The organism is Streptomyces mobaraensis (assembly GCF_020099395.1).
In the GTDB taxonomy this organism is placed as follows: Bacteria; Actinomycetota; Actinomycetes; order Streptomycetales; family Streptomycetaceae; genus Streptomyces.
In genome coordinates, this window is sequence record NZ_CP083590.1 from 1,337,014 (window position 1) to 1,358,135 (window position 21,122).

Annotated in this window: 17 protein-coding genes and 1 tRNA gene; 5 read left to right on the forward strand and 13 right to left on the reverse strand. The window is 74.8% G+C overall.

Features of this window, described 5'->3' with window-relative positions:
- Positions 1-20 precede the first annotated feature (20 nt).
- Entirely contained in the window at positions 21-494 is a 474-nt protein-coding gene (locus K7I03_RS05615) for an RICIN domain-containing protein (RefSeq protein ID WP_185943494.1), read from the forward strand.
- Positions 495-740: 246 nt separating this feature from the next.
- On the opposite strand, the gene K7I03_RS05620 is transcribed toward K7I03_RS05615, so the two are convergent.
- Both K7I03_RS05620 and K7I03_RS05625 read right to left on the reverse strand, forming a co-directional pair.
- On the reverse strand, positions 741-1,346 hold the full coding sequence (locus K7I03_RS05620) for a methyltransferase domain-containing protein (RefSeq protein ID WP_224346903.1): 606 nt from the start codon (positions 1,344-1,346) through the stop codon (positions 741-743).
- Between the two features lie 234 nt (positions 1,347-1,580).
- Positions 1,581-2,372: a metallophosphoesterase family protein gene (locus K7I03_RS05625; RefSeq protein WP_185943495.1), complete on the reverse strand. Its 792-nt coding sequence runs from the start codon at positions 2,370-2,372 to the stop codon at positions 1,581-1,583.
- A gap of 155 nt (positions 2,373-2,527) precedes the next feature.
- On the opposite strand from K7I03_RS05625, the gene K7I03_RS05630 reads away from it, so the two are divergent.
- Positions 2,528-3,064, forward strand: a complete 537-nt coding sequence (locus K7I03_RS05630; RefSeq protein WP_185943496.1) for a hypothetical protein — start codon at positions 2,528-2,530, stop codon at positions 3,062-3,064.
- A gap of 25 nt (positions 3,065-3,089) precedes the next feature.
- Here K7I03_RS05630 and K7I03_RS05635 read toward each other — a convergent pair whose 3' ends face one another.
- A complete protein-coding gene (locus K7I03_RS05635; protein WP_185943497.1) occupies positions 3,090-3,629 on the reverse strand; it encodes a hypothetical protein in 540 nt (179 codons plus the stop codon).
- A 303-nt stretch (positions 3,630-3,932) separates the two neighbouring features.
- On the opposite strand from K7I03_RS05635, the gene K7I03_RS05640 reads away from it, so the two are divergent.
- Together K7I03_RS05640 and K7I03_RS05645 are read left to right on the forward strand one after the other, a co-directional pair.
- A complete protein-coding gene (locus K7I03_RS05640) occupies positions 3,933-4,559 on the forward strand; it encodes a response regulator (protein ID WP_224346904.1) in 627 nt (208 codons plus the stop codon).
- Positions 4,560-4,656: 97 nt separating this feature from the next.
- Positions 4,657-4,730: transfer RNA gene (locus K7I03_RS05645), tRNA-Lys, on the forward strand.
- Positions 4,731-4,813: 83 nt separating this feature from the next.
- Here K7I03_RS05645 and K7I03_RS05650 read toward each other — a convergent pair.
- Positions 4,814-5,077, reverse strand: a complete 264-nt coding sequence (locus K7I03_RS05650) for a DUF1049 domain-containing protein (protein WP_185943498.1) — start codon at positions 5,075-5,077, stop codon at positions 4,814-4,816.
- A gap of 373 nt (positions 5,078-5,450) precedes the next feature.
- On the opposite strand from K7I03_RS05650, the gene K7I03_RS05655 reads away from it, so the two are divergent.
- Positions 5,451-6,287, forward strand: coding sequence for a hypothetical protein (locus tag K7I03_RS05655; RefSeq protein WP_185943499.1), 837 nt, complete (start codon positions 5,451-5,453; stop codon positions 6,285-6,287).
- Positions 6,288-6,335: 48 nt separating this feature from the next.
- Here K7I03_RS05655 and K7I03_RS05660 read toward each other — a convergent pair whose 3' ends face one another.
- The 9 genes from K7I03_RS05660 to K7I03_RS05700 all read right to left on the reverse strand — a co-directional run bounded on the left by K7I03_RS05660 (position 6,336) and on the right by K7I03_RS05700 (position 20,494).
- Positions 6,336-7,073 (reverse strand): methyltransferase domain-containing protein, encoded by a 738-nt coding sequence (locus K7I03_RS05660; RefSeq protein WP_224347391.1) that lies wholly within the window; start codon positions 7,071-7,073, stop codon positions 6,336-6,338.
- Positions 7,074-7,461: 388 nt separating this feature from the next.
- The gene (locus K7I03_RS05665; protein ID WP_224346905.1) at positions 7,462-8,112 is read right to left on the reverse strand and encodes a 4'-phosphopantetheinyl transferase family protein; all 651 of its coding nucleotides are present in this window, start codon (positions 8,110-8,112) and stop codon (positions 7,462-7,464) included.
- Positions 8,113-8,551: 439 nt separating this feature from the next.
- Positions 8,552-11,683, reverse strand: a complete 3,132-nt coding sequence (locus K7I03_RS05670; RefSeq protein WP_185943502.1) for an AMP-binding protein — start codon at positions 11,681-11,683, stop codon at positions 8,552-8,554.
- Between the two features lie 109 nt (positions 11,684-11,792).
- Positions 11,793-12,434, reverse strand: coding sequence for an isochorismatase family protein (locus tag K7I03_RS05675; RefSeq protein ID WP_185943503.1), 642 nt, complete (start codon positions 12,432-12,434; stop codon positions 11,793-11,795).
- A gap of 184 nt (positions 12,435-12,618) precedes the next feature.
- On the reverse strand, positions 12,619-14,298 hold the full coding sequence (locus K7I03_RS05680; protein ID WP_185943595.1) for a (2,3-dihydroxybenzoyl)adenylate synthase: 1,680 nt from the start codon (positions 14,296-14,298) through the stop codon (positions 12,619-12,621).
- 26 nt (positions 14,299-14,324) lie between these two features.
- Positions 14,325-15,680 (reverse strand): isochorismate synthase DhbC, encoded by a 1,356-nt coding sequence (gene dhbC / locus K7I03_RS05685; protein ID WP_185943504.1) that lies wholly within the window; start codon positions 15,678-15,680, stop codon positions 14,325-14,327.
- Between the two features lie 288 nt (positions 15,681-15,968).
- Positions 15,969-16,766, reverse strand: a complete 798-nt coding sequence (locus K7I03_RS05690) for a 2,3-dihydro-2,3-dihydroxybenzoate dehydrogenase (protein WP_185943505.1) — start codon at positions 16,764-16,766, stop codon at positions 15,969-15,971.
- A 270-nt stretch (positions 16,767-17,036) separates the two neighbouring features.
- Entirely contained in the window at positions 17,037-19,082 is a 2,046-nt protein-coding gene (locus K7I03_RS05695; protein WP_185943506.1) for a prolyl oligopeptidase family serine peptidase, read from the reverse strand.
- A 5-nt stretch (positions 19,083-19,087) separates the two neighbouring features.
- On the reverse strand, positions 19,088-20,494 hold the full coding sequence (locus K7I03_RS05700) for a M20/M25/M40 family metallo-hydrolase (protein WP_185943507.1): 1,407 nt from the start codon (positions 20,492-20,494) through the stop codon (positions 19,088-19,090).
- Between the last annotated feature and the right edge of the window lie 628 nt (positions 20,495-21,122).

Sequence of the window (21,122 nt, forward strand, 5' to 3'; positions counted from 1 at the left end):
CGTCAGAAAGGGAGTCGGCCTTGGCTCTGGTACCGAACGGCGTCTACACGATCGCCCGGCCCGGCGGCCGGTTCCTCACCCTCCGCGACGGCTCCGCCGAACCCGGAACGCCCACGCTGCTCATGCCGCGGACCGCCGGCCCGGGCGAACAGGAGTGGATCCTGGAGGAGCTCGACGACGGGACGCGCACCGTCCGCAACGTGCGGAGCGGGACGCTGCTCGGCTTCCACGGGGAGCCCGAGCCGGGAAAGCAGGTGGGGGCGGGGGCGCGGCACCGGTCCTGGGCGCTGCGGCCGGCCCGCGTCGGGTCGGCAGCGGGCCTTCTCTTCCATCTCGTCGTCCCGGACGACGCGGACGGCTCCGCCGGGCGCCCCCTGGGCGCGGAGCTCGCCGTCGACGTGGCTCCGGAGCCGGCGTGGGCGGGCCACGTCGTCCTCCGGCCGCTGGGGGCGGGGGGCCCGGACCGGGCCTGGGAGTTCCGGGGGGTGGGGTAGGGGGATCCTCCTGGTACGCAGGGGGCTGTCCGGCGTGCGCTTCCGGCCGCGAAGGGCCGGGGTCGGGGCAGAGCAGTCATGCCGAGTCGCGGCGTCTGCCCGGTTCGGCATGACGGCGCGCCGTCGCGGTCGGGGCGGGGCGGTTGAGGGGCATGCGCCAAGTCCCGTCGGGGCTTCGGCGGTTCCGGAGAACGGGGAGCCGACGGGCGGCCGCCGGCGAGGAGCAGGCGCGGAGCCAGGCGCGCCTTACGCGGCGCCGTCCGCGCGTTCGTACACGCTCACGTGGCGCCAGCTCGCCGCGGTGAACGGCTCGCCGTTCCACCCGCCCCAGCGGTCGCGCAGCCGGAGTCCGGCGAGGCGGGCCATGAGGTCGAACTCGGGCGGGTGGGCCAGCCGCAGCCGGATCGGGGACAGCCTGATGCCCTGACCGCTGATGCGGATGTGGTTCACGTCGAGGATCTGGGTCAGCGGGTCGTACCGGCCGGCGTCCAGATCGACGTAGTCCAGGCCGACCCGCTCCGTGTCGAGGTACTGGTGACCGGGGCGTGAAGGCGCCGTGGGAATGCGGCACTCGACGACGAACACACCGTCGTCGGTGAGGTGCGCGGCGGCGTTCCGGAAGCACCTGACCTGGTCTTCCTGGGTCAGCAGATTGCCGATCGTATTGAAGACGAGGTAGACCAGACCGTAGTCGCGGCCGGTGGTGACGCGGGACATGTCGCCCATGGTGACGTCGATCCGGTCGCCGTCCGGCTTCTCGCGCATCCGGTCGACCATGTCGGGCGACAGCTCGATCCCGTCCACCCGTACGCCCGCCCGCAGGAGGGGCAGCGCGATCCGGCCGGTGCCCACCGCGAGTTCGAGGGCGTCCCGGCCCCCCCCGCCAGCCCCGCCAGGAACGCGACGGTCTCGGCCTCGTCACCGCGCGGTTCGTCGTCGTAGCGCTGGGAAACCTCGTATCCGAAACTCGTCCGGGGATCGAATCCCTCCACCAAACGCTCCTCTCGTGACCGGCCGGCCGGGCCACTGACCCGTGCGCCGACAGACCCGGACCCTAGCGCCCAAATGCCCGTCGTCTCCACGCGTTTAACACGCGGCCGTACCCGGAAGTGCGGGAGCGGTCCTGCCGTCCCGGGGGCCGAACGCGCGGAGCGCCTCCGCGTCCGTCGTCCTCGCCCGGACGTAGTGGTCCGCCCAGGTCCTGGCGGCGGGGAAGGCCGACTCCGCCGCCACGCGGGCCACGGCGGCGTCCACGTCGAACGGGGTGTGCCGCAGCTGCACCTGGCCGTCGCGGAGCAGGGCCCAGGACGCGCCCGGGCGGCCGTACGGCATGCCGACGCTGCCGGAGTTGACGACGAGGCGCCCGTCGACGAGGCGTGCGTACGGCATGTGGGTGTGGCCGCACACCACGGTCCGTACGTCGTCGGGCACGTCGGCGAAGACCTCGGCCCAGCGGTCGAGGCGGGTGTCGACGAGGACGACCTCGGCGTCGTCGCGCGGGGTGCCGTGGCAGAAGACGACCCTGCCGTCGAAGCCGTCGACTTCCCTGGTCACCGGGTGGGGCAGGTGCGCGAGGAGTTCCACGTCCTCGTCCCGTAGCCGCCGGGCGGCCCACAGGTCCACCTCCCAGGCCTGGTCGGGCGGGAGTTCGCCCCGTGCCAGTGCCGCGAGTTCGCGATCGGCGTTGCCGCGGATCAGGAGGGCCCGGTCGCCGAGGGCGCGCAGCCGGTCCAGCACCTCGCGGGGTTGCGGGCCGGCCGCGTGGTCGCCGGTGACGGCGATCAGGTCGGCCGTGATGACGTCGGGCTCGGCCAGGACGGCCTCCAGGGCCGGCAGGACGCCGTGGATGTCGGACAGGACGGCGACGCTCGCGACCATCGGGGAGCCTTTCGTTGAGCAGGTGTTCGGGCCACAGTCTGCCCGACCCGAACAGCCGTGGTGCAACAGGGGGTTCGGCGGACCCGTGGGGCGGCGGCGCACTACCCTACGGGCACGCCGCGTCACCCGCCGCGGTCGAGTGAGGAGGAACCCCCGTGTCGTCCACCTGCGACCCCCAGTACGCTCCCGCCGGCGATGTGGGCGCGGCGCTGATGTTGATCGACTCCCGGCTCAAGACCGTCCAGGCGGGCAAGAGCCGGACGGACCCCGAACAACGGGAACTGATGGCCCGGTTCACGGACTCCCTCGACTCCGAGGGGGCCAATGACGTGCTGGACGGCGCGTGCACGCTCATCTTCATGTTCATGAAGTGGCTGCGGGAGGCGTACGCGGCGCATGACAAGGACGTCCTGGCGTATGTGGTGCCCAACGTCGTGGGCACGATGCGCATGATGCCCAGGAGCGTCCGCCCCGAGGCGATTCCGACGATGGCGGCACTGATCATCGCCGCGGGGGCCGATCTGAGTCCCAGCCTGTGGCGCAAGCAGTACGGGTTCTGGACCGAGGCCGAGATGAACCCGCTGGAGGTCACCGCCTTCCTCCTCGCGGATCACATCAACCGGCTCACCGAGGACCCGGACTTCGCCACTCGGCTGATCACCGACGCGCTGTCGAGCGCGGACGAGGACTGACGTTCCGTATGTTCACACATCACGCTCACACGTCCCGCCGCCGGACGGCGAGGACGGCCAGCGCCACCGTGGTCAGCGGCCAGAGCACGTACACGGCCCAGGAACCGGGGACCGTCGCCGAGTAGGCGAGGGATCCGGGGCCGGGTTCCCAGTTCTGGACCAGGCGCGACCAGGCGGACGAGACCAGCGCATGTCTCACGTCCGCCGCCCAGCGGACGCGCTCCGAGAACATCGGGGGCAGCATCAGCAGCAGGAAGACACTGGTCACCATGGTCGCGGCGGAGTGCCGGAGCAGGACGCCGAGGCCCAGGCCGACCAGGGCGCAGACCGGGGCCAGCAGGGCGGTGGCGGCCAGCGCCCGGAAGACGCCGGGGTGGGTGAGGGGGACGCCGGCGTGGCGCTCGTTCAGGACGGCCTGGGACGCCAGGAAGGAACCGGTGGCGGCGATCACCCCGACCACCGTCCACAGCGCGGCGGTGACCACGGCCTTCGCCAGGACGACCGCACCGCGGGCGGGGACGGCCACGGTGGTCGCGCGGATCAGGCCGGTGCTGTACTCGCTCACGACGGTGAGGGCGCCGACACTGCTGGCGACCGGACGGCGGGCCGGCGCGGGACGGGGGGACGGCGCGGGACGGGGGGACGGCGCAGATGCCGCGGAACGGCCGCCGCTCGCCCCGCACCGGGGCTCGCGGACCTCGAACGGCTGGCGGCGTCGACGGCGGACGCGGGCGTCCGCGTCGACCTGCGCCGGGAGGGCGAACAGCGCTCGCTGCCCGGGGACATCGACCTGTCCGCCTACCGGATCGTGCAGGAGGCGCTGACGAACGTGGTGCGGCACGCGGGGACCGGGCGGTGTCGGGTGACCGTGAGGTACGGGGAGGAGGAGCTGGTGTTGGAGGTCGTCGGCGAGGCCGCCGACGGCCTTGAGGCCATCCGGCTCACCGGTGAACTCCGCCCCGACATCGTCGTGATGGACATCCGGATGCCCGGCATGGACGGGATCGAGGCCACCCGGCGGATCACGTCCGGCCCGACGACGGCCCGCGTCCTCGTGCTGACCACCTTCGACGAGGACGAGCACGTCTACGGCGCGCTCCGGGCCGGCGCGAGCGGATTCACCGTCAAGGACATGGCGCTGGACGACATCCTCGCGGCGGTCCGCGTGGTCGCGGCGGGCGACGCGCTGCTCGCGCCGGGCGTGACGCGCCGCCTGATCGCCGACTTCGCCGCGGACCGCTCCGCGCCCGTCGCGTCGAGGCGTCCCCCGGCGGCGGTCGAGGCCGCGGTCGAGGGCATAACCGGGCGCGAACGGGAGGTGCTGACCCTGGTCGGGCGCGGCCGGTCGACCACCGAGATCGCACAGGACCTCTTCATCACCGTGGCCACCGCCAAGTCGCATGTGTCGCGGCTGCTCACGAAGCTGGGGGCCCGGGACCGGGTGCAGTTGGTCATCACCGCTTACGAGGCGGGGCTGGTGTCACCCTCGGGCTGAACGGCCCCTGACGACCCACGACACATGGATCGGCACGGAGCGTGAGCGGATCCGGGCCGCGTTTGCTTCGGCCGGAAGATCTGATAATTTTCTTCCCGCGCCGCTAGCTCAGTTGGTTAGAGCGGCTGACTCTTAATCAGCAGGTCCGGGGTTCGAGTCCCTGGTGGCGCACAGGAATTCGGGCCCTCGTCTCGCAAGAGGCGGGGGCCCGACGCGTGTTGCCGCGACGGCGTCCGCGCGGCGGGGTCACGCCGTCACCGGCGGCGTACGGTCACGAACCGCCCCAGCAGCCAGCCGATCACCAGCATCGCGGCGAGCGCCAGCCACAGCGGCGCCGAGACCTCGGGGCCGATGATCCGGATCGTGACGTGCCGGGTGTTCTCGAAGACGAAGACGATCGCCAGCACGGCGACGACCAGCAGGACGACCCGTCCCGTCGTCGCCATCTCCCGCAGCCGGCTCCCCGCGGAACCGGCGCGGGACGGACCGCTCGTCGAGGACTTGTGCTTGGAGGCCATGACCTCACCTTCGCAGGGTGCCGCGCGCGGCGGGCACGGGACTGCTCCGTTCGGGTGAGGGGGCGGCCGGGACGGGGGACGGGGGTCCGTGGCGGGCGCACGGGGCGCCCCCGAAGGGCCGAGCCACGACCGGCCGGGCCACTCCGAGGACACCACGGCGGAGCGAACCACATGAAGGGGCGCGGATTCCGGAGGTCTCCGATGAGCACAACGGATCCTCGGTAGCCTCCCTCCCCGCGAAGGAGACCAGGGCCCGCAAGGGAGACCAGGGCCACCCGCCAGTTGGGACGTACGGATGCCAGAGCCTTCAGACGACACCGCCGGAAGCGCGCACGGGAGTCCCGGCGCCAGGAGAACGACAGGGGATCCGGCCGTGCGTCCGGCCACCGGCACGCCGTCGCCACCCGGCAGTGATCCGGGTGCACGCCGGACGCACAAGCCCGACATCATCGGCGTACTGACCCTGGTCTCCGCATTCCTGGCCGTCGGCCTCACCGTCTACTACGGCAACGACTCCTCCGAATCCGGGCACGCGCAAGCGAAGAGCGGGGATGCGCAGGCGAGGACCGGAGCGTCGGAGGCAGCGCGTCGGCCCGGCCTGAAAGTGGCTCGTGTAGCCGCCTACATCAAGGACGGAATCGAGGGCAAGGAGGGTGCCGAGTCGCTCAAGGGTCTGCGCGGCCCCCATCTGGACTTCACCTTCGACAACCGTGCCCCTGGGCCGTCTCTGCTGACCAAGGCGACGGTCCGGCTCCGTGAAGCGGGAAGCCTGCCGGGGTGCCATCGGATCGGAGGAGAACTGTCCATCTCCATGAACTACGACTTCCCCTTGCCCGACAAGCCGCCGAAGACGCCCTACGAGAAGAGCAAGGACATCAGCTTCACCGTCGAGGACAACAAGATCGACCGCCTGACCCTTACGCTCGGTCCTGCGAACCACGGCTGGGAGAACCCCTGGTACGGCGTGGCGGACGTCGTCTTCGAGCACGACGGGACCAGGACCACGGTCGGTCCCGTCGCCGTCGTCGACGCGGGAGGCGACGGCGAGTTCTACCCGGACGGCGACACATGGGTCATCAGGAATGTCGACGACCCTGGCTGTCTGGACAGAACGGCCACCGTGGTCGACCGTCTCATGAGCATTCCCGGCGTCACCGTCTCGAAGGAGTTGAGGACGCTCCGCGAGCAACTCACCGCCATGGGCCACTGACAGCCGGTGAACCGGGCGCCCAGGCCGGGCCGTTGCCCGGTCGAGTGCCTAGGGGCGCCCGGCCGGACGGCGGCCCCAGGCCGAGATCAGCGGCGCGAGCGTCAGGTCGAGCTCGCCCGCGTCGACGGCGGCCAGGTGCGCGTCGATCTCGGCGGCGTCGCTCAGGCCGGCCGCGAGCAGTTCGCCGCGCACGTGCCGGATGGTCGCCGCCTCCAGCCGGTCGCAGGCGCGCCCGCCGACAGGGAAGAAGCCCGACGCGGCCACGTCCACCAAGCCGGCTTCGCGCAGCGCCCGCGGCAGCGTCCGGCCGTAACGCAGGTCGGCGCCGCGGCGCGCCAGCAGCTCCCGGACGGCGTCGCGCAGCCGGTTGGCCCGCCGCTGCGCGGGGCCGCTGTCGTCCAGGCACGCCAGGGGCTGCAGAGCGGTGTCGGCGTCCTCGACCAGCAGCAGGCCGCCGGGCCGGAGCGCCGCCGCCATCGTGGCCAACACGCGTGCCCGGTCGGGGACATGGACCAGCACGAGCCGGGCGTGCACCAGGTCGAACGTGCCCGGTTCCGGGGGTGGATCCGCGGCGATGTCGTGCCGGCGCACCTCGTACCCGTCGCCCGCCTTCAGCCACGACGGATCGATGTCCGTGGCCAGCACGTACCCGGTCGGACCGACGGCCGCCGCGAGCGCCTCCGGGATGCCCGGGCCGCCGGCCCCCACTTCCCAGCAGCGCGCGCCGGCCCCGATCCCCAGCCGGTCGAAGTGCCCGCGCGTCACGCCGTCGAACAGCTCGGCCATCCAGACGAACCGCTCACCCGCCTCGGCGCGCGCGTTGTCCAGCAGGTACCCGCGGGCGGGAACGGGCTCCCCGCCCGGCGCGGTGGTCCCGCCCGTCGGGTCCGGTCGGGCGCCGGCGTGCGGTGGGCGGGGCGAGGACGTCATGGCTCCATGGTCGTCCTTCCCCGGCCACAGGCGCCACGACGGCGGGAGAGGGATGTCTCACACCGCCGGCGAAGCCCGCGCGTCCTCCGGCGTGGTGCGGACGGCGACGCACGGGAAGGGGTGTGGGTCGTCGGTCTCAGCGGCCCGCGCCCAGGGGCGGGATCCGTCAAAGTCGGCCGGGCGGCCGGGAGGCCGGGCGGCCGGGCGGGCAGGAGGGCAGGAGGGCAGGAGGCCGGGCGGCCGGCTAGGACGGGTTCGGCCTCGTACCGGATGTCTTCGTGGACGGTCTCCCGTCCGCGAGGGCCACCGCCGCCGTGTACCCCGGGGCCGCCTCGACGTCGGCCAGGGTCCAGCCAGGTGGTGAGGCGGGTCGCGGACCGCAGCCCACGTACGTCACCGACAGCCGCTCCGCGAGGCCGGTGCCCGTTCCCTTGAGGTACGCCTCCTTGCGCGTCCAGCAGCGGGAGAAGGCCGTCGTCCGGTCGGCGGGCGGGAGGGCCTCCAGTTCGGCCACCTCCCGGGGGTGCAGCGAACGGCCGACGCTGTCGACCACCGACGCCTGCTGCACCTCCTCCACGTCCGCCCCGACCGGCGCGTCCGCGAAGGCGAGGAGCGCCAGGTCGCCGGCGTGGGAGAGGTTGAAGTGCAGCGGCGCGCCGGCCGCCGCCGGACGGCCGTGCGGGGCGCCGCAGCAGGGACAGGGTTCCCGGACCAGCTCGACGGCCTCCGGCGCCACGCCGAGGTACGCGCCGAGCAGCCGGCGCAGGGCGAGGTGCGCGGCGACGTAGCGGTCGCGGTGCAGGTCCCGGACGAAGGAGGCGGCGCGGGCGCGTTCGTTCGCGTCCAGGACCGCCTCGTACTCCTCGCGGGGGGTCGGGCGGTCCCCGTCCGGCATGCGCAGCAGCCAGAGGGCGGGGGCGCCCGCGGCCGCTCCCGGGGCCCAGGGGGCGGGAAGCGGGTCGTGGCCCAGGATGCGGGGGCGGAGGGGCGGCGTGCTCGGCTCTTGCCGCGCCGCGGGGGACGGGGGTGGGGGTGGGGGTGGCGTTGCCGGCTCGGCGGGAGGGCCGGGGGTGCGGGACGCGTCGGCCGCATGGGAGGGGTTGGGGCTGCCGGACGCACCGGATGCGCCGGTAGGAGCGAACGCGCCGGTGGTATCCGACGGCCTGGGCGCACTCGCCGCGTCGGACGTACCCGGTGTGCTGGGCAAGGGCCTCTCCCCGTCGTCTCTCGTCCCCGTCATGGCTCCCCGTCTCCGGGCGGGCCAGCGTACCCGTGTCCCGTCCGACCGGCCTCGGCGGCGGCATCCGCCGAGGCCGGAACGTGTGGCCGGCCGGTCATCCGGCCGGCGGCCCGCCGGCCGGCGCCTCGCCGCCCGGGCCGTGCGCGCCGAGGAGTTCGACGCCGCCGTCCGCGTGCCGCCGGGCCCTGCGGCCCGTACGGTACATCCGCGTTCCGGGCGGCCCGTATGGGTCGGCCGGGAAACGGCCGGCGGTACGGGCCGGGTGGCCGGCGTACCCGGTGGCGAGCGGGGCCCCCGCGACGTACAACTCGCCCGGGGCGCCCGGCGGACAGGGCCGGAGCGCCGGGTCGAGGACGTGGAGGCGCGCGTTCCAAACGGGCCGGACGGTTCCGGGCGGCGTGGCCCCCTCCGGCGTACAGGTGCGGTGCGCCACCGTGGCCGCCTCCGGCGGACCGAAGTGGTGGTGCAGGGCGGTGTGCGGCAGCGCGTGGTGGAACCGGTCGACGGTCGCCCGGTCCGGCGGTTCCCCGCCGGTCAGGACGTGCCGCAACCGCCCGCACTCCCCCGCCTCCGGCGTGCCCAGGAAGCGCCGGAGGGCGTCGGCGTCGAAGCGGGCGACGGTGACGTCGAGTTCGCGTATGCGACGCGCCATCGACGCGCCCGGCTCGGCGGCCTCACCGGGCCGGCCGCGTCCGGCGCTCGCACCGGCCTCCGGCGCGGCGAGGACGAGCGTCGCCCCTTCGCGGAGGGGCCAGAGCAGCTCCACCGCCAAGGTGTCCGGCGTGAGCGGGCCTTGGAGGAGGACGCGGTCGGCGGGTGTGAGGGGGTGGTGGTGCTGGAGCCAGCGCAGGCGGTTGTCGAGGGTGGAGTGGGGGACGACGGCGGTGTGGGGCTGGTTGGGGGTCGTGGTAGGGGCATGAGTGGGGGCGAGGCGGGTGGCGTAGGCCGGGTGGTGGGGGGTCAGGGCGCGGGCCGGGTCGACGGGCGGGTGGGCCGCGAGGAGGGCCGGGAGGGCGGGGTCGTCCATCAGGACGGTCCGGGCGCTTCCGGCGGGCGGGGTAAGCCGGGCGGGCTGGACGGATTGGGCGAGCCGGGCGGATTGAGCGGCCGCGGTCGTCAGGACGCAGACGGGTGCGAGCTGCTCGCGGTACGGAGCGGCGGTACCCGGGCCGCCTTCGTGTAGGCCGCCATCGGGCAAGCCGCCCTCACGCAGACCGTCATCAGGCGAGTCGCCTGCGCGCAGGCTGTCATCAGGCCAACGGCCTTTACCCAGACCGTCATCAGGCGAGCCGCCTCCGCACAGGCCGCCAGCGGACCAGCTACCTCCGCGCGGACCGCCATCGGGCAAGCCGCCCTCACGCAGCCCGCCGTCACGCGCGTCGCCACCATGCGGGCCGCCCCCGCGTTCCTCGCCCACCCGCAGGCCGTCCGCGTGCAGCCGCTCCCCCGCCCCCGTGAACAAGCACGCGCCGCCCGCCTTCAGGACGGCGAGCAGGGCCACCACCCTCGCGGTCGACCAGGGCAGGTCGACGGCGGCGAAGGTGCCGGGGCGGACGCCCAGGGTCGTGAGGTGGCGGGCCAGGCGGTTGGCGCGGGCGTTGAGCTGGGCGTAGGTCAGGTGCTCGTCGCCGACCACCAGGGCGGTCGCCCCGGGGGTCCGGGCGGCGCGGGACTCGAAGGGGCCGATCGCCGTCGTGGGCGGGACGGCGACGGTCGTGTCATTGCCTTCGCGAAGGGCTCGTTCGTGTTCCTCGTCAGGGACGAGGGACACGGCGGAGAGCGGTGCGTGGGGGTCGAGGGCCGGGAGGCGGGTCAGCAGGTTGTGGAGTGGGTGCCGCGGTCCGGTCGGCCCGGGCGCGGGCGGGTGGCCGGCCCCTGCGTCCCCCGTGCCCCATGTGTCCACTTGGAGGCCCCCGTCCGTCGTCCCGGTGAAGTGGGAGGCCACGGCGGCCTCTTCGCCGGAGGCGTCGGGCACGAGCGGGTGGAGCGTGGAGGGCGCCCCCGCGAAGGTGATCGGCTCCTCCGCCGGAGCGACGTCGACCAGCGGTGCGGCGAGCGCCGGGTGTCCGGCCGGGAGGCCGAGGTCGCGGCGGAGGTCGGCGCGGCGGTAGCGCTGGTGGGCGCGGGCCTCGCGGACGGCGTCGTCGGCCTGCCGGACCAGGCCGGCGAGGGTCGCGTCGGGGGTGACCGCGAGCCGCAGTGGAACCGTGTTCCGTACGTTCCCGGGCACGCGCAGCGCCGCCGGTCCCGTACGTCCGGGCAGCGGCAGGCCGAGTACGACGTCCCGGCGCCCGGTGGCGCGGCACAGGTGCAGGGCCTGGGCGGCAAGGAGCAGCCCGGTCCGGGAACCGCGGACGGACGCGGCGAGTTCGCGCAGCCCGGCCGTGGTCTCGGGGTCGAGGTGGAAGGTGTTCGGGGTGAGGCGGCCGTGAGCGTTCGTGAGGCCGTCCGGCCCCTCCCCCGTGGTCAGGTGCGCGAGGCGGTTCCGCCAGTACGCGCGGTCCCGTTCGCGGGCGGACGAGGCGCGGTAGGCCGCGTCCTCGGCGACGAGGTCCGCGAGCCGGCCGAACGGACTCGGGCCCGGGTCCTCGCCGGCCGCCAAGGCCGTGTACACCTCGGCCACCCGGCGGTCCACCAGCCGGTGCCCGTGCGCGTCGAGCAGGACCCCGTGCACCCGCCGGTACCAGAGCCAGCGCCGGTCGCCGACCCGGAACAGCGCGTACGCGAACAGCGGGCCGCCCGCCGGGCCGAACGGCCGGCCGAGGTCCGCGCGCATCCACGTCAGCGCGGTGCGGACCGCTTCCGGGTCCCCGCTTCCGTCTCCCCCGCCGGCCTCCTCCATCCCCTCCGTCGCGTGCAAGTCCGCGGCGCACAGCGGGAATCCGTGGCCCGGCGGCTCGATCGCGATCGGACGCTGGCGGGGGCCGTCGGGGGTGTCGACGACGCGCATCCGCAACGCGTCCGCCTCACCGACCGTGCGGTGCAGCGCCTCCGCGAACAGGACCGGGTCGAGCGGCCCGTGGATCTCCCGGTACGCGGCGGTGGCCGGCGCCGCGCCGCCCGGGTCGCGGGCCTGCCGGGACCACAGCTCGCGCTGGGCCGACGTCAGCCGGAGGCCCTGCGGCGACGCGGCTGTCTCCCGGGCGTTCTCCCGGGCGTTCTCCCGGGTGTTCTCTCTGGCGAGGGGGCGCGGGAGCGGGAACCGGTCGAGGGCCCGTACGGTCACCGTCGCGCTCCCGCCGTCGGCGCGGGAACCGCCGGTAGCGGCCCGCCGCGGTCGCCACGGCCCGGCCGCCGGGGGCGGGAGCACCGGTCTCGGTTCGGGGACATGGCCGTCAGTTCCCCTCGGCGCCCGTCAGGATCCGGTCGGTCGTGGTGACGACGGCGCACTTGGCGGCGGCCCAGCGGAGGGCCATGGCGTGGTCCTCGGCCGAGAAGTCGGCCACGGCGTCCGCGACGACGAACGGCCGGATGTCGCGCATCCACGCGTCGCAGGCCGTCATCATGACGCCGATGTGCGCGTAGACGCCGACGATGACGAGCTGGTCGCGGCCCTGCCCGGCCATCCGCTCGGCCAGGTCGGAGCGGACGAACGCGCTGTACTTCCACTTGGTGAGGACGGTGTCCCCGGCGTCGGGCGCCACCGCTTCGGCGATCGCCTCCGCGTGCCCGTCGGCGGGCAGCCCGGGCCCCCAGAAGTCCTGCTGGAGACCGCGCTCGGCGGGGCTCTGCCCGCCGGGCTGCGCCGAGTAGACGACCGGGATGCCGAGCCGTGCGCACTCCTTCTTCAACCGGCCGACGTTCGCGAGCAGTTCGGTCACCGGCGAGGCGCCGGCGGTGAAGGCGCCGAGGAAGTAGTTCTGGAGGTCGTGGACGAGCAGGACCGCGCGGTCCGGGTCGACGGTCCAGTCGACCTTGTTCGCCGGGAGGTCGGCCTCGGCGGGCATGGGGTAGGGGGTGATGGCGGGGAGCGCCATGGTGCGGTGGCCTTTCAATGAAGTGGGGTGGGGTGGGGTGGGGTGGGGTGCGGGCGGCTCACGCCGCGCTGTCGCTGCTGTGCTTGCTCGTTACTGCTCGCGGTTGCCACGGCCGGCACCGACCGGCACCGACCGGCTCCGGACGGTGCCGGGTGCGCGTGACGTCAGGTACGGCGCGCCTCCCTCAGCGCCCCTTCCCCGCCAGCTCCGCCGCGATCGCCGCCCTGAGGTCCTTCTTCGACACCTTGCCGACCCCGGTCTGCGGGAAGGCGTCCGTGAACTCCACCCGGTCCGGGACCTTGTAGTCGGCCAGCCCCCGTCCGCGGATGAACTTCTTCAGCGCCCCGGACCGCACCGGCTCGGCCCCCTCCCGCAACACCACGTAGGCGCAGGTGCGTTCGCCGAGGTACGGGTCGGGCATGGAGACGACGGCGGCGTCGTGCACCGAGGGGTGGGCGAGGATGTGGTTCTCGATCTCCTCGGCGGCGACCTTCTCGCCGCCCCGGTTGATCTGGTCCTTGGCCCGGCCCTCGACGACGAGGTAGCCGTCCTCCGTGAGCCGGACGACGTCACCGGTGCGGTAGAAACCGTCGGGAGTGAAGGACGTGGCGTTGTGCTCGGGCGCGCGCCAGTAGCCGCGGATGGTGTACGGGCCCCGGGTGAGCAGGTGTCCGGTCGCCCCCACGGGCAGGTCGCGGTCCTCGTCGTCGACGACGCGGATCTCGTCGTCGGGGGAGATCGGCCGGCCCTGGGTGCCGACGATGGTCTCCTCGGGGTCGTCGAGGCGCGTGTAGTTGACCAGGCCCTCGGCCATGCCGAAGACCTGCTGGAGGGTGCAGCCGAGGGCGGGCCGCACCCGCCGGGCGGCCTCCTCGCTGAACTTCGCGCCGCCCACGAGCAGGACGTCCAGGCTGGACAGGTCGTACGGAGTGGCGGCCGCCGCCTCCGTCCAGACGAGGGCGAGCGGCGGCACCAGGCCCGTGATCGTCACGCCCTCGCGCTCGATGAGCGGGAACGCCACGTCCGGGCTGGGCCGCGGCGCGAGGACCACGCGGGCTCCGGCGTACAGGGCGCCCAGCGTGCCCGGCGAGCTCAGCGGGAAGTTGTGGGCTGCGGGCAGGGCGCAGAGGTAGACGCTGTGCTCGTCGACCCGGCAGATCTCGTTGGAGCCGCGGAGCGAGTAGATGTAGTCGTCGTGCGTGCGCGGGATGAGCTTGGGTACGCCGGTGGAGCCGCCGGAGAGCTGGAGGAACGCCAGGTCGTGCGGTGCGGGGCCGTCGGACGCGTCGTCGAAGGGCCCGGCGGACGCCGTCGGGACGTCCGCGAGGGCGGTGTGCGGCCCGGGGTCGCCGGCGACGAGGACGTGCCGGAGGGTGGGGACCTCCGCCCGGACGCGGGAGGCGAGTTCGCGGTGGTCGTAGCCGCCCTCGACGTCCGGGATCACGTACGCGGCGGCCTCGGTGAAGGCGCAGAAGTGCCGGATCTCGCTGTCGCGGTGCGCGGGCAGGGCGAACACCGGCAGCGCGCCGATGCGGAACAGCGCGAAGACGACCTCGAAGAACTCGGCGACGTTGGGGAGTTGGACGACGACGCGGTCGCCCTTGCCGATGCCGAGGGCCAGCAGTCCGGCGGCCATCCGGTCGGCCCGTCCGTCGAGCTCCCCGTACGTCCAGCGGCGGGTCGTGGAGCCGTCCGGCGCGGGGCCGGGGTCGGTGATCGCGATGCGGTCCGGGTGGGCGGCCGCGCGCTCGCGCAGCATCCGCCCGAAGGTCTCGCCGCGCCAGTATCCGGCGGCACGGTAGCGCTCGGCGAACTCGGGCGGGTGGCCGGGCGCGTCGGGGCTCCCGGCACCCTCGCCGGTCATCGTCCCACCGCCGTCATGGATGTCCGTCACTGGTCAACTCCCACTGCCTGCAAGAACGTACGGAACTTGGCGCCCGTCTCGGCGGTCTCCGCCTGCGGGTCCGACTGCTCGACCACGCCCGCCCCGGCGTACAGCCGCAGCCGGCGGGCGGCCGGTTCGGCCTCGGCGCAGCGGATGGTGACGACCCATTCGCCGTCGCCGTCGGCGTCGCCCCAGCCGACCATTCCGGTGTACGCGCCGCGGTCGAACGGTTCGAGTTCCCCGATGACGCGGCGGGCGGTGTCGGTCGGGGTGCCGCAGACGGCGGGGGTGGGGTGGAGGGCGCAGGCCAGTTCCAGCGCGGAGACGGCCGGGTCGGCCGGTTCGGCCCGGATGGTGGTGGAGAGGTGCCACATGGCGGCCGTGCGCAGGAGGGTGGGGCGGTCGGGGACGTCGAGGGAGCGGCAGTACGGGGCGAGCGCGTCGCGGATCGCGTCGACGACCATGGCGTGCTCGTGCAGGTCCTTCTCGGACTCCAGCAGGGCCGCCGCCCGGCGGACGTCCTCGGCCAGGTCGGCGCTGCGCGGCGTCGAACCGGCGAGGGGGTTGGTGACGATCCGCCCGCCCCGCTTGGAGACGAGCAGTTCGGGGCTGGCGCCGAGCAGCGTCCGGCCGGGCCCTGAGGGGACAGCGAAGGTGTAGCCCGTGGGGTCGCGGCGGGCGAGGCGGTCGAGCAGCGCGGGGAGGTCGAGGTCGCGGGAGGAGGTGAGGCGGAGGGTGCGGGAGAGGACGACCTTGCCGAACTCCCCGTTCTTCATCCGGCGCACCGCCTCGGCGACGGCCGCCGCGTAGCCGGCCGGCGCGGGCTCCGGGCGGACGTCCCACTCGGCGGCGGGCGGGGGCACGGCGGGGAGCGCCATGAGCGGGTCGGCGGCCGGCGACGGAGCGGTGCGGACGGTCTCCGGGACGGCGAGGGCGGCCGGGGCGCTCCGGTCGAAGGGCACCGCCCCGATGACGAGGGGCGCGGGGTGGCCCGCGCGCCGCTGCGCCTCCAGGGTCGCGGTGACGCGCCGGGCCAACGGGCCGTCGCCGTGCGGGACTTCGGCGCGCACGCCGTGGGCGAGGAGGGTGCGGGTGGGCGAGGCGAAGAAGCGGGTGTCGTGGGGGTCGTAGGCGTGGAGGAGTTCCGTCGCGGCGCCGACGGCTTCGAGGGCGTCCCGCCGGTCCGCGGTGTCGTGCGTCGGGCCCTCCGGGGACGGTGAGGGGGGCCGCGAAGGGGACGGTGAAGGGGACGGCGGGGACGACACCGGTGTCGCCGGTGACGCGGATATCGCGCCGGTGGCGCCGTTCCGGCCGGCGGGCTCGTTCGGCGGCGGGGCGGTGACGTGCTGAACCGTGGTCACCTACTGCTCCGTTCCTCCGGCGGGGGTGGACGCCGGGCGTGGGGTGGGGTGGGGGGGCCGGCCTGGAGGGGCGGACGGGAGGGGCGGAAGAGGTTGCGGAGGCCGGGAGGGGCCCGAGCGCCGGAAGGGCAGCGGCGGGGCGCGGGACTTGACCGCTCCACGGGACCGCCGGGGGGGTGGCGGGGGACGGCGGGCGACCGCGGGGGCAACAGGGCACAGCGGGGCCGACGGCCGCACCGGCGGAAGGCCCGTCGCCTCTCCACACCCGCCGCCGACGGAAACGTTCCGTCAGGCGCGCAGCGTCGCGCCGCCGTCCACGTACAGGTCGTGCATGGTGATGTGCCGGGCGCGGTCCGAGACGAGGAAGACGACGGCGTCGGCGATGTCCGAGGGTTCGGCGATCCGGCCGAGGGGGATGCCGACGCGGTACGTGCCGGGGTCGCCGTCGACGACGCGGGCGGGCGCCTCGTCGTCCGCCCACAGCGCCCGTTGCATCGCGGTGTCGGTGGAGCCGGGGGACACGACGTTGCAGCGCACGCCGCTACGGCCGAGTTCGAGGCCCAGACATTTGGTGAACATGGTCGCCGCCGCCTTGGACGCGGCGTAGGCGGCCATGCCGGTCCGGGGGACGCCCGCCGCGTTGGAGCCGACCGTCACGACGCAGCCGGTGCCGCGCGCGGCCATCCGGCGGGCGGCGGCGCGGGAGGCGACGAAGACGCCGGTGGTGTTGACGGCGAACGTACGGTCCCAGACCTCGTCGGTGAGCGCGACGACGGGGGAAGGGTGAAGGACCCCGGCCACGTTGACGAGGATGCCGAGCGGGCCGACGGACATCTCGACCTCCTCGACGACGGCCTCGACGGCCGCGGCGTCCGACACGTCGGCGGTGTGGGCGGTGACCCGCTCCGGCCCGTACTCCGCCGCCAGTTTCCCGATGCCGTCGGGCACCGCGTCGAGGGCCGCGACCCGGGCTCCCCGGGCGACGAGGGCCCGGACCACGGCCTCGCCTATGCCCTGTCCGGCGCCGGTGACCAGCGCGACGCGGCCGGAGAGTTCAGTGTGCTCCACGACGGGTTCCCCCACCATCCAGTTCGAATAAGGTAAGGCTTACCTTACATGAGCTGCTGGTCTGGGGGAATCACCGCTACCGCACGTCCGTCCTTCCCCTTCGATTCCCCGGGCGGATGAAGAACGGCCTGAAGTTCGGGTCGGCGTCAGGATGAGCGGCCGGGCAAACGTCCGGATGAACTCCGCGCGACGGGCCGAGGCGACCTCCGCCTCGGCCCGACCACGACTGAGCCCCACCGGGACCCGGACCCGGATGCCGCCCCGGCCTCGACCGGCCCCCGCCCCCCGTCACCGATCCAGCTCCACCTCCGGCACCCCCGGCGCACTGAACCCGAACGTCTGGGCGTAGAGCGAGAGTTCCGCCTCCAGGGCCCGTACCAGCGTCTCCTTCCGGCGGAAGCCGTGCCCCTCCCCCTCGAAGGCGAGGAACGCGTGCGGCACCCCGCGTCCGCGTGCCGCCCGGGCCAGGGCCTCGCTCTGCCCGGGCGGGCAGACCGGGTCGTCCAGGCCGTGGAGGAGGAGGAAGGGCACCTTGATGCGGTCCGCCCGGCGCAGCGGCGACCGTTCGCGGTAGCGCTCGGGCACCCGGTCGCGCGGCCCGATCAGGCTCTCCGTGTAGTGGGACTCGAAGTCGTGGGTGCCGCCGTCGGCCTCCGCCGTGAGGTCCAGGAGCGGGAAGAGCATCGTGCCGCACGCGTACAGGTCCGTGCCGGCGAGGGAGTGGGCGGCCGTCCAGCCGCCCGCGCTGCCGCCCTGGACCGCGAGCCGGGCCGGGTCGGCGGTCCCCTCGGCGACCAGCGCCCCGGCGACCGTCGCACAGTCCTCGACGTCGACGACGCCCCAGCGCTCCCGCAGCCGTTCGCGGTAGGCGCGGCCGTAACCCGTCGAACCGCCGTAGTCGACGACGGCGACGCCGATGCCGCGCGACGTGAAGTAGGCGATGCCCAGGTCGAGGGCGAGCGGCGTCCGGCCGGTCGGCCCGCCGTGCGCGCGGATGACGAACGGGGGCAGCTCGCCGTCCGGGACGGCCCGTTCGGGGTGGCGGGGGCGGTGGATCCGGGCGTGCACCTCCCGGCCGTCGGGCCCGGTGAAGGTACGCACCTCCGGGCGCGGGAGGTACGCCGGGTCGACGACGTCCCGGTGCGCGGCGCCGACCACCCGGGCCCGGCCCGTCCGCCCGTCCAGCTCGACGACCTCGTAGCCGCCGGCGGGTCCGGCGGCGATGCCGACCACGCGGGTGCCGTGCGCGTCCAGCGCGGGGACCCACTCCGTCCACGGCCCGGCGACGTCGGCGACGGCCCCGGTCTCCGGGTCGAGGACGCCGAGCACCTGGGCGCCGGCGCCGTGCAGCACGGCGACCGGGCCGCCGGCCAGCGGGACGAACCAGCGCTGTCCCAGCTGCCACAGCGGTCCCGCGAACTCCTGTGCTTCCGGGCACAGGTTGACGGCCCGGCCGGTCTCCGGGTCGACGCGGTGCAGGTTCCACCAGCCCGTGCGGTCGGTGACGGCGAGCAGGGTGCCGTCGGGCGCCCACTCCGCCTGGGCGACGGCTTCCTCGGGGCCGCCGAGGACGGTCCGCACGTCGGTGAGCCGGTCGCCGTCGGCACCCGCGAACCGATCACCCTCTCCCCCCGCGACTCGGCCGTCCCCGACGCGTGCGATCCGCAGCTCGGTGCCGTCCCAGGGCATGCGGGGATGGTCCCAGGCCAGCCAGGCGACCCGGCGGCCGTCCGGCGAGAGGCGCGGGCCGGTCACGAAGCGGTGGCGGTCGTCCGTCAGCTCGCGGATCGCCGTACGGTCGCCGGCGGCGCGGCCGTCGAGCGGGACGGCGGCGAGCAGCCGCCGTACGTCGCCCGGGCCGGGGCCGGTGAACTCCTCCAGGACGCACCAGACTTCGCCTCGCTCGGGGCGGAGCACCGGGTCCGCCCAGCGCAACCCGCCGCCGACGTCGGACGTCGGGGTCAGCGGCCGGGGCGACGGGTCGGGCCCGTCCGGCTCCCACGCGTACAGCCGCTGGTCCGGGCCGTGCGCGAACACCAGCAGCGGTCCGCCGCCGCCCGCGCCGGTCCGGGCCGTCCCGGCCCAGGCGCGGCCGCCGTACTCGTGCACCCGGCTGCGGACGTCCCACGGAGCGGGCAGCGCGACGGCCTCGCCGCCGCCGGGGCGGCGCCGGACCAGCGCCCGGCGGCCTCCCTCCGCCGGCCGGCCCGCGACCCACCAGACGTCGTCGCCGACCCAGCCCGCGAAGTCGGGACGGCCGCCGTGCTCCGCCACCAGGGCGGCGTCCACGGGGGACAACCAGGTTCCGCAGGGCGCCGGGGACTTGGGCACCATGATCGCTACGCCTCCTCGGGCAGGGGGTGGCCGGGCGGGCGGGAGCCCGCAGCGTCGTGCATCACAAAGCGGTCCAGGACGCGCACACCGAAGTGCAGGGCGTCCACGGGCACCCGCTCGTCGACACCGTGGAACAGCCCCTGGTAGTCGAAGCCTGGCGGCAGCCGCAGCGGCGAGAAGCCGTACCCGGCGACGCCCAGCCGGGAGAACTGCTTGGCGTCCGTGCCGCCGGACATGCAGAACGGCACCACGTGCGCCTCGGGGTCGAAGTGCTCCAGCGCGGCCCGCATCCGGGCGAACACCGGCGCGTCCACCGGCGCTTGCAGGGCCCGCTCGCGGTGGAAGAACGTCCAGTCCACGTCCGGGCCGGTGAGCCGGTCCAGGGTCGCGGCGAACTCCTCGTCCCCGCCCGGCACGGTCCGGCCGTCGACGAACGCGGTGGCCGTCCCCGGAATCACGTTGATCTTGTAACCGGCGCTGAGCATGGTGGGGTTGGCGCTGTTGCGGACGGTCGCCGCGACCAGCTTGGCGGCGGGCCCCAGCTTGCCCAGCAGTTCCTCGACCTCCTCCGGGCGCGGCCCGTCGCGGTCGACGTCGATGCCGTGGGCGGCGGCGAGTTCCCGCAGCGCGGCCCGGACGACGGGGGTGAGCCGGACCGGCCACTCGTACTCGGCGATCCGGGTGACGGCGGCGGCCAGCCGGGTCACCGCGTTCTCCCGGTTCACCTTGGAACCGTGCCCGGCCGTGCCCCGGGCCCGCAGCTCCACCCACGCCGAACCGCGCTCCCCCGCCGCCACCGGGTACAGCCGCAGCCCGCCGGCCCCGTGCACGGTGTACGCGCCCGACTCGCCGATCGCCTCGGTGCAGCCCTCGAACAGCGCGGCGTGCTCGTCCGCGAGGAAGCCGGCACCCGCCTCCCCCTTGTCCTCCTCGTCCGCGGTGAACGCCAGCACGATGTCGCGCGGCGGCATGACACCCGCCCGCGCCCAGGCGCGGACCACGGCCAGCACCATGGCGTCCGTGTTCTTCATGTCGAGCGCGCCACGCCCCCAGACGACGCCGTCCCGCACCTCGCCCGAGAACGGGTGCACGGCCCAGTCCGCGGGCTCGGCCGGCACCACGTCCAGATGCCCGTGGACGAGCAGCGCCCCCGCGACGGGGTCCCGGCCCGGAACCCGGGCCACCACGTTCGTCCGCCCCGGCTTCCGCTCCAGCAGGAACGGCTCGATCCCCACCTCCGCGAGCCGCTCCGCCACGTACTCGGCCGCGGGCCGCTCCCGGCAGTCGCCGCCACCGCGGTTGGTGGTGTCGATCCGGATCAGATCGGACGTGAACCGGACGACTTCGTCGAGCGCCCGCGCGTCCACCCGCTCCCCGTCCCCGTCCACCCCTGCTGCCGTGCCACTAGCCATACGCTTCCTCCACCGCCCCCCGCCACGGCGGCCGTGACCACCGGAAGGGGACGGGTCGCCTGAACATGGTCGACGTGGCGCGGCCCGGCGCGACGACGCGCGCGGCCCCGGGGCCCACGGCCTCACGGCCGGACGGGCGGCGTACCACCCCGCGCCGCAGGGCACGGGCGCCGAACCACGCGCCTCCCGGCGCCCTCGGCGCATCCACCATCCGGTCGTCACCCGTCACCAGCACCACCGGACCACCGTAAACGTCCCCACTGACACACCGGGGCAACCCGGCGAACCCCCGCGCGCCGTCCACCCGTACGCCGCTCGTGTCTCGCGAACACGGCCGGCAGCCGTCCGGTAGGGAACCTTGGTGTGGGACCCCCGTTGGCGACCGGACGGCGAGGGACACGATGGTTCAGCCGACGAGCGGACGGCAACCACGCCCTCCCGCGTACGTGGACATCACGACTCGGGTGACAAGGCACCCACACTGAGCCTGCCGGTTGTCGGCTGGATGACAAGAACCGACACCAAACCAGCACCGCCACCGATGCACTTGCCGTACGGTACGCACAGGCTCCGGCCCACCGGGTGTCCAGTGTCATTCGAGACACCCTGCTCCCCGGCCCTCCGGGGG

What these genes read in the sequence shown, in the direction of transcription:
- K7I03_RS05625 (WP_185943495.1), bottom strand. Translation starts at nt 2,372, where the DNA reads ATGGTCGCGAGCGTCGCCGTCCTGTCCGACATCCACGGCGTCCTGCCG.
- K7I03_RS05650 (WP_185943498.1), bottom strand. Translation starts at nt 5,077, where the DNA reads ATGGCCTCCAAGCACAAGTCCTCGACGAGCGGTCCGTCCCGCGCCGGT.
- K7I03_RS05660 (WP_224347391.1), bottom strand. Translation starts at nt 7,073, where the DNA reads ATGGCCGAGCTGTTCGACGGCGTGACGCGCGGGCACTTCGACCGGCTG.
- K7I03_RS05665 (WP_224346905.1), bottom strand. Translation starts at nt 8,112, where the DNA reads ATGCCGGACGGGGACCGCCCGACCCCCCGCGAGGAGTACGAGGCGGTC.
- K7I03_RS05675 (WP_185943503.1), bottom strand. Translation starts at nt 12,434, where the DNA reads ATGGCGCTCCCCGCCATCACCCCCTACCCCATGCCCGCCGAGGCCGAC.
- K7I03_RS05680 (WP_185943595.1), bottom strand. Translation starts at nt 14,298, where the DNA reads ATGACCGGCGAGGGTGCCGGGAGCCCCGACGCGCCCGGCCACCCGCCC.
- K7I03_RS05690 (WP_185943505.1), bottom strand. Translation starts at nt 16,766, where the DNA reads ATGGTGGGGGAACCCGTCGTGGAGCACACTGAACTCTCCGGCCGCGTC.
- K7I03_RS05695 (WP_185943506.1), bottom strand. Translation starts at nt 19,082, where the DNA reads ATGGTGCCCAAGTCCCCGGCGCCCTGCGGAACCTGGTTGTCCCCCGTG.
- K7I03_RS05700 (WP_185943507.1), bottom strand. Translation starts at nt 20,494, where the DNA reads ATGGCTAGTGGCACGGCAGCAGGGGTGGACGGGGACGGGGAGCGGGTG.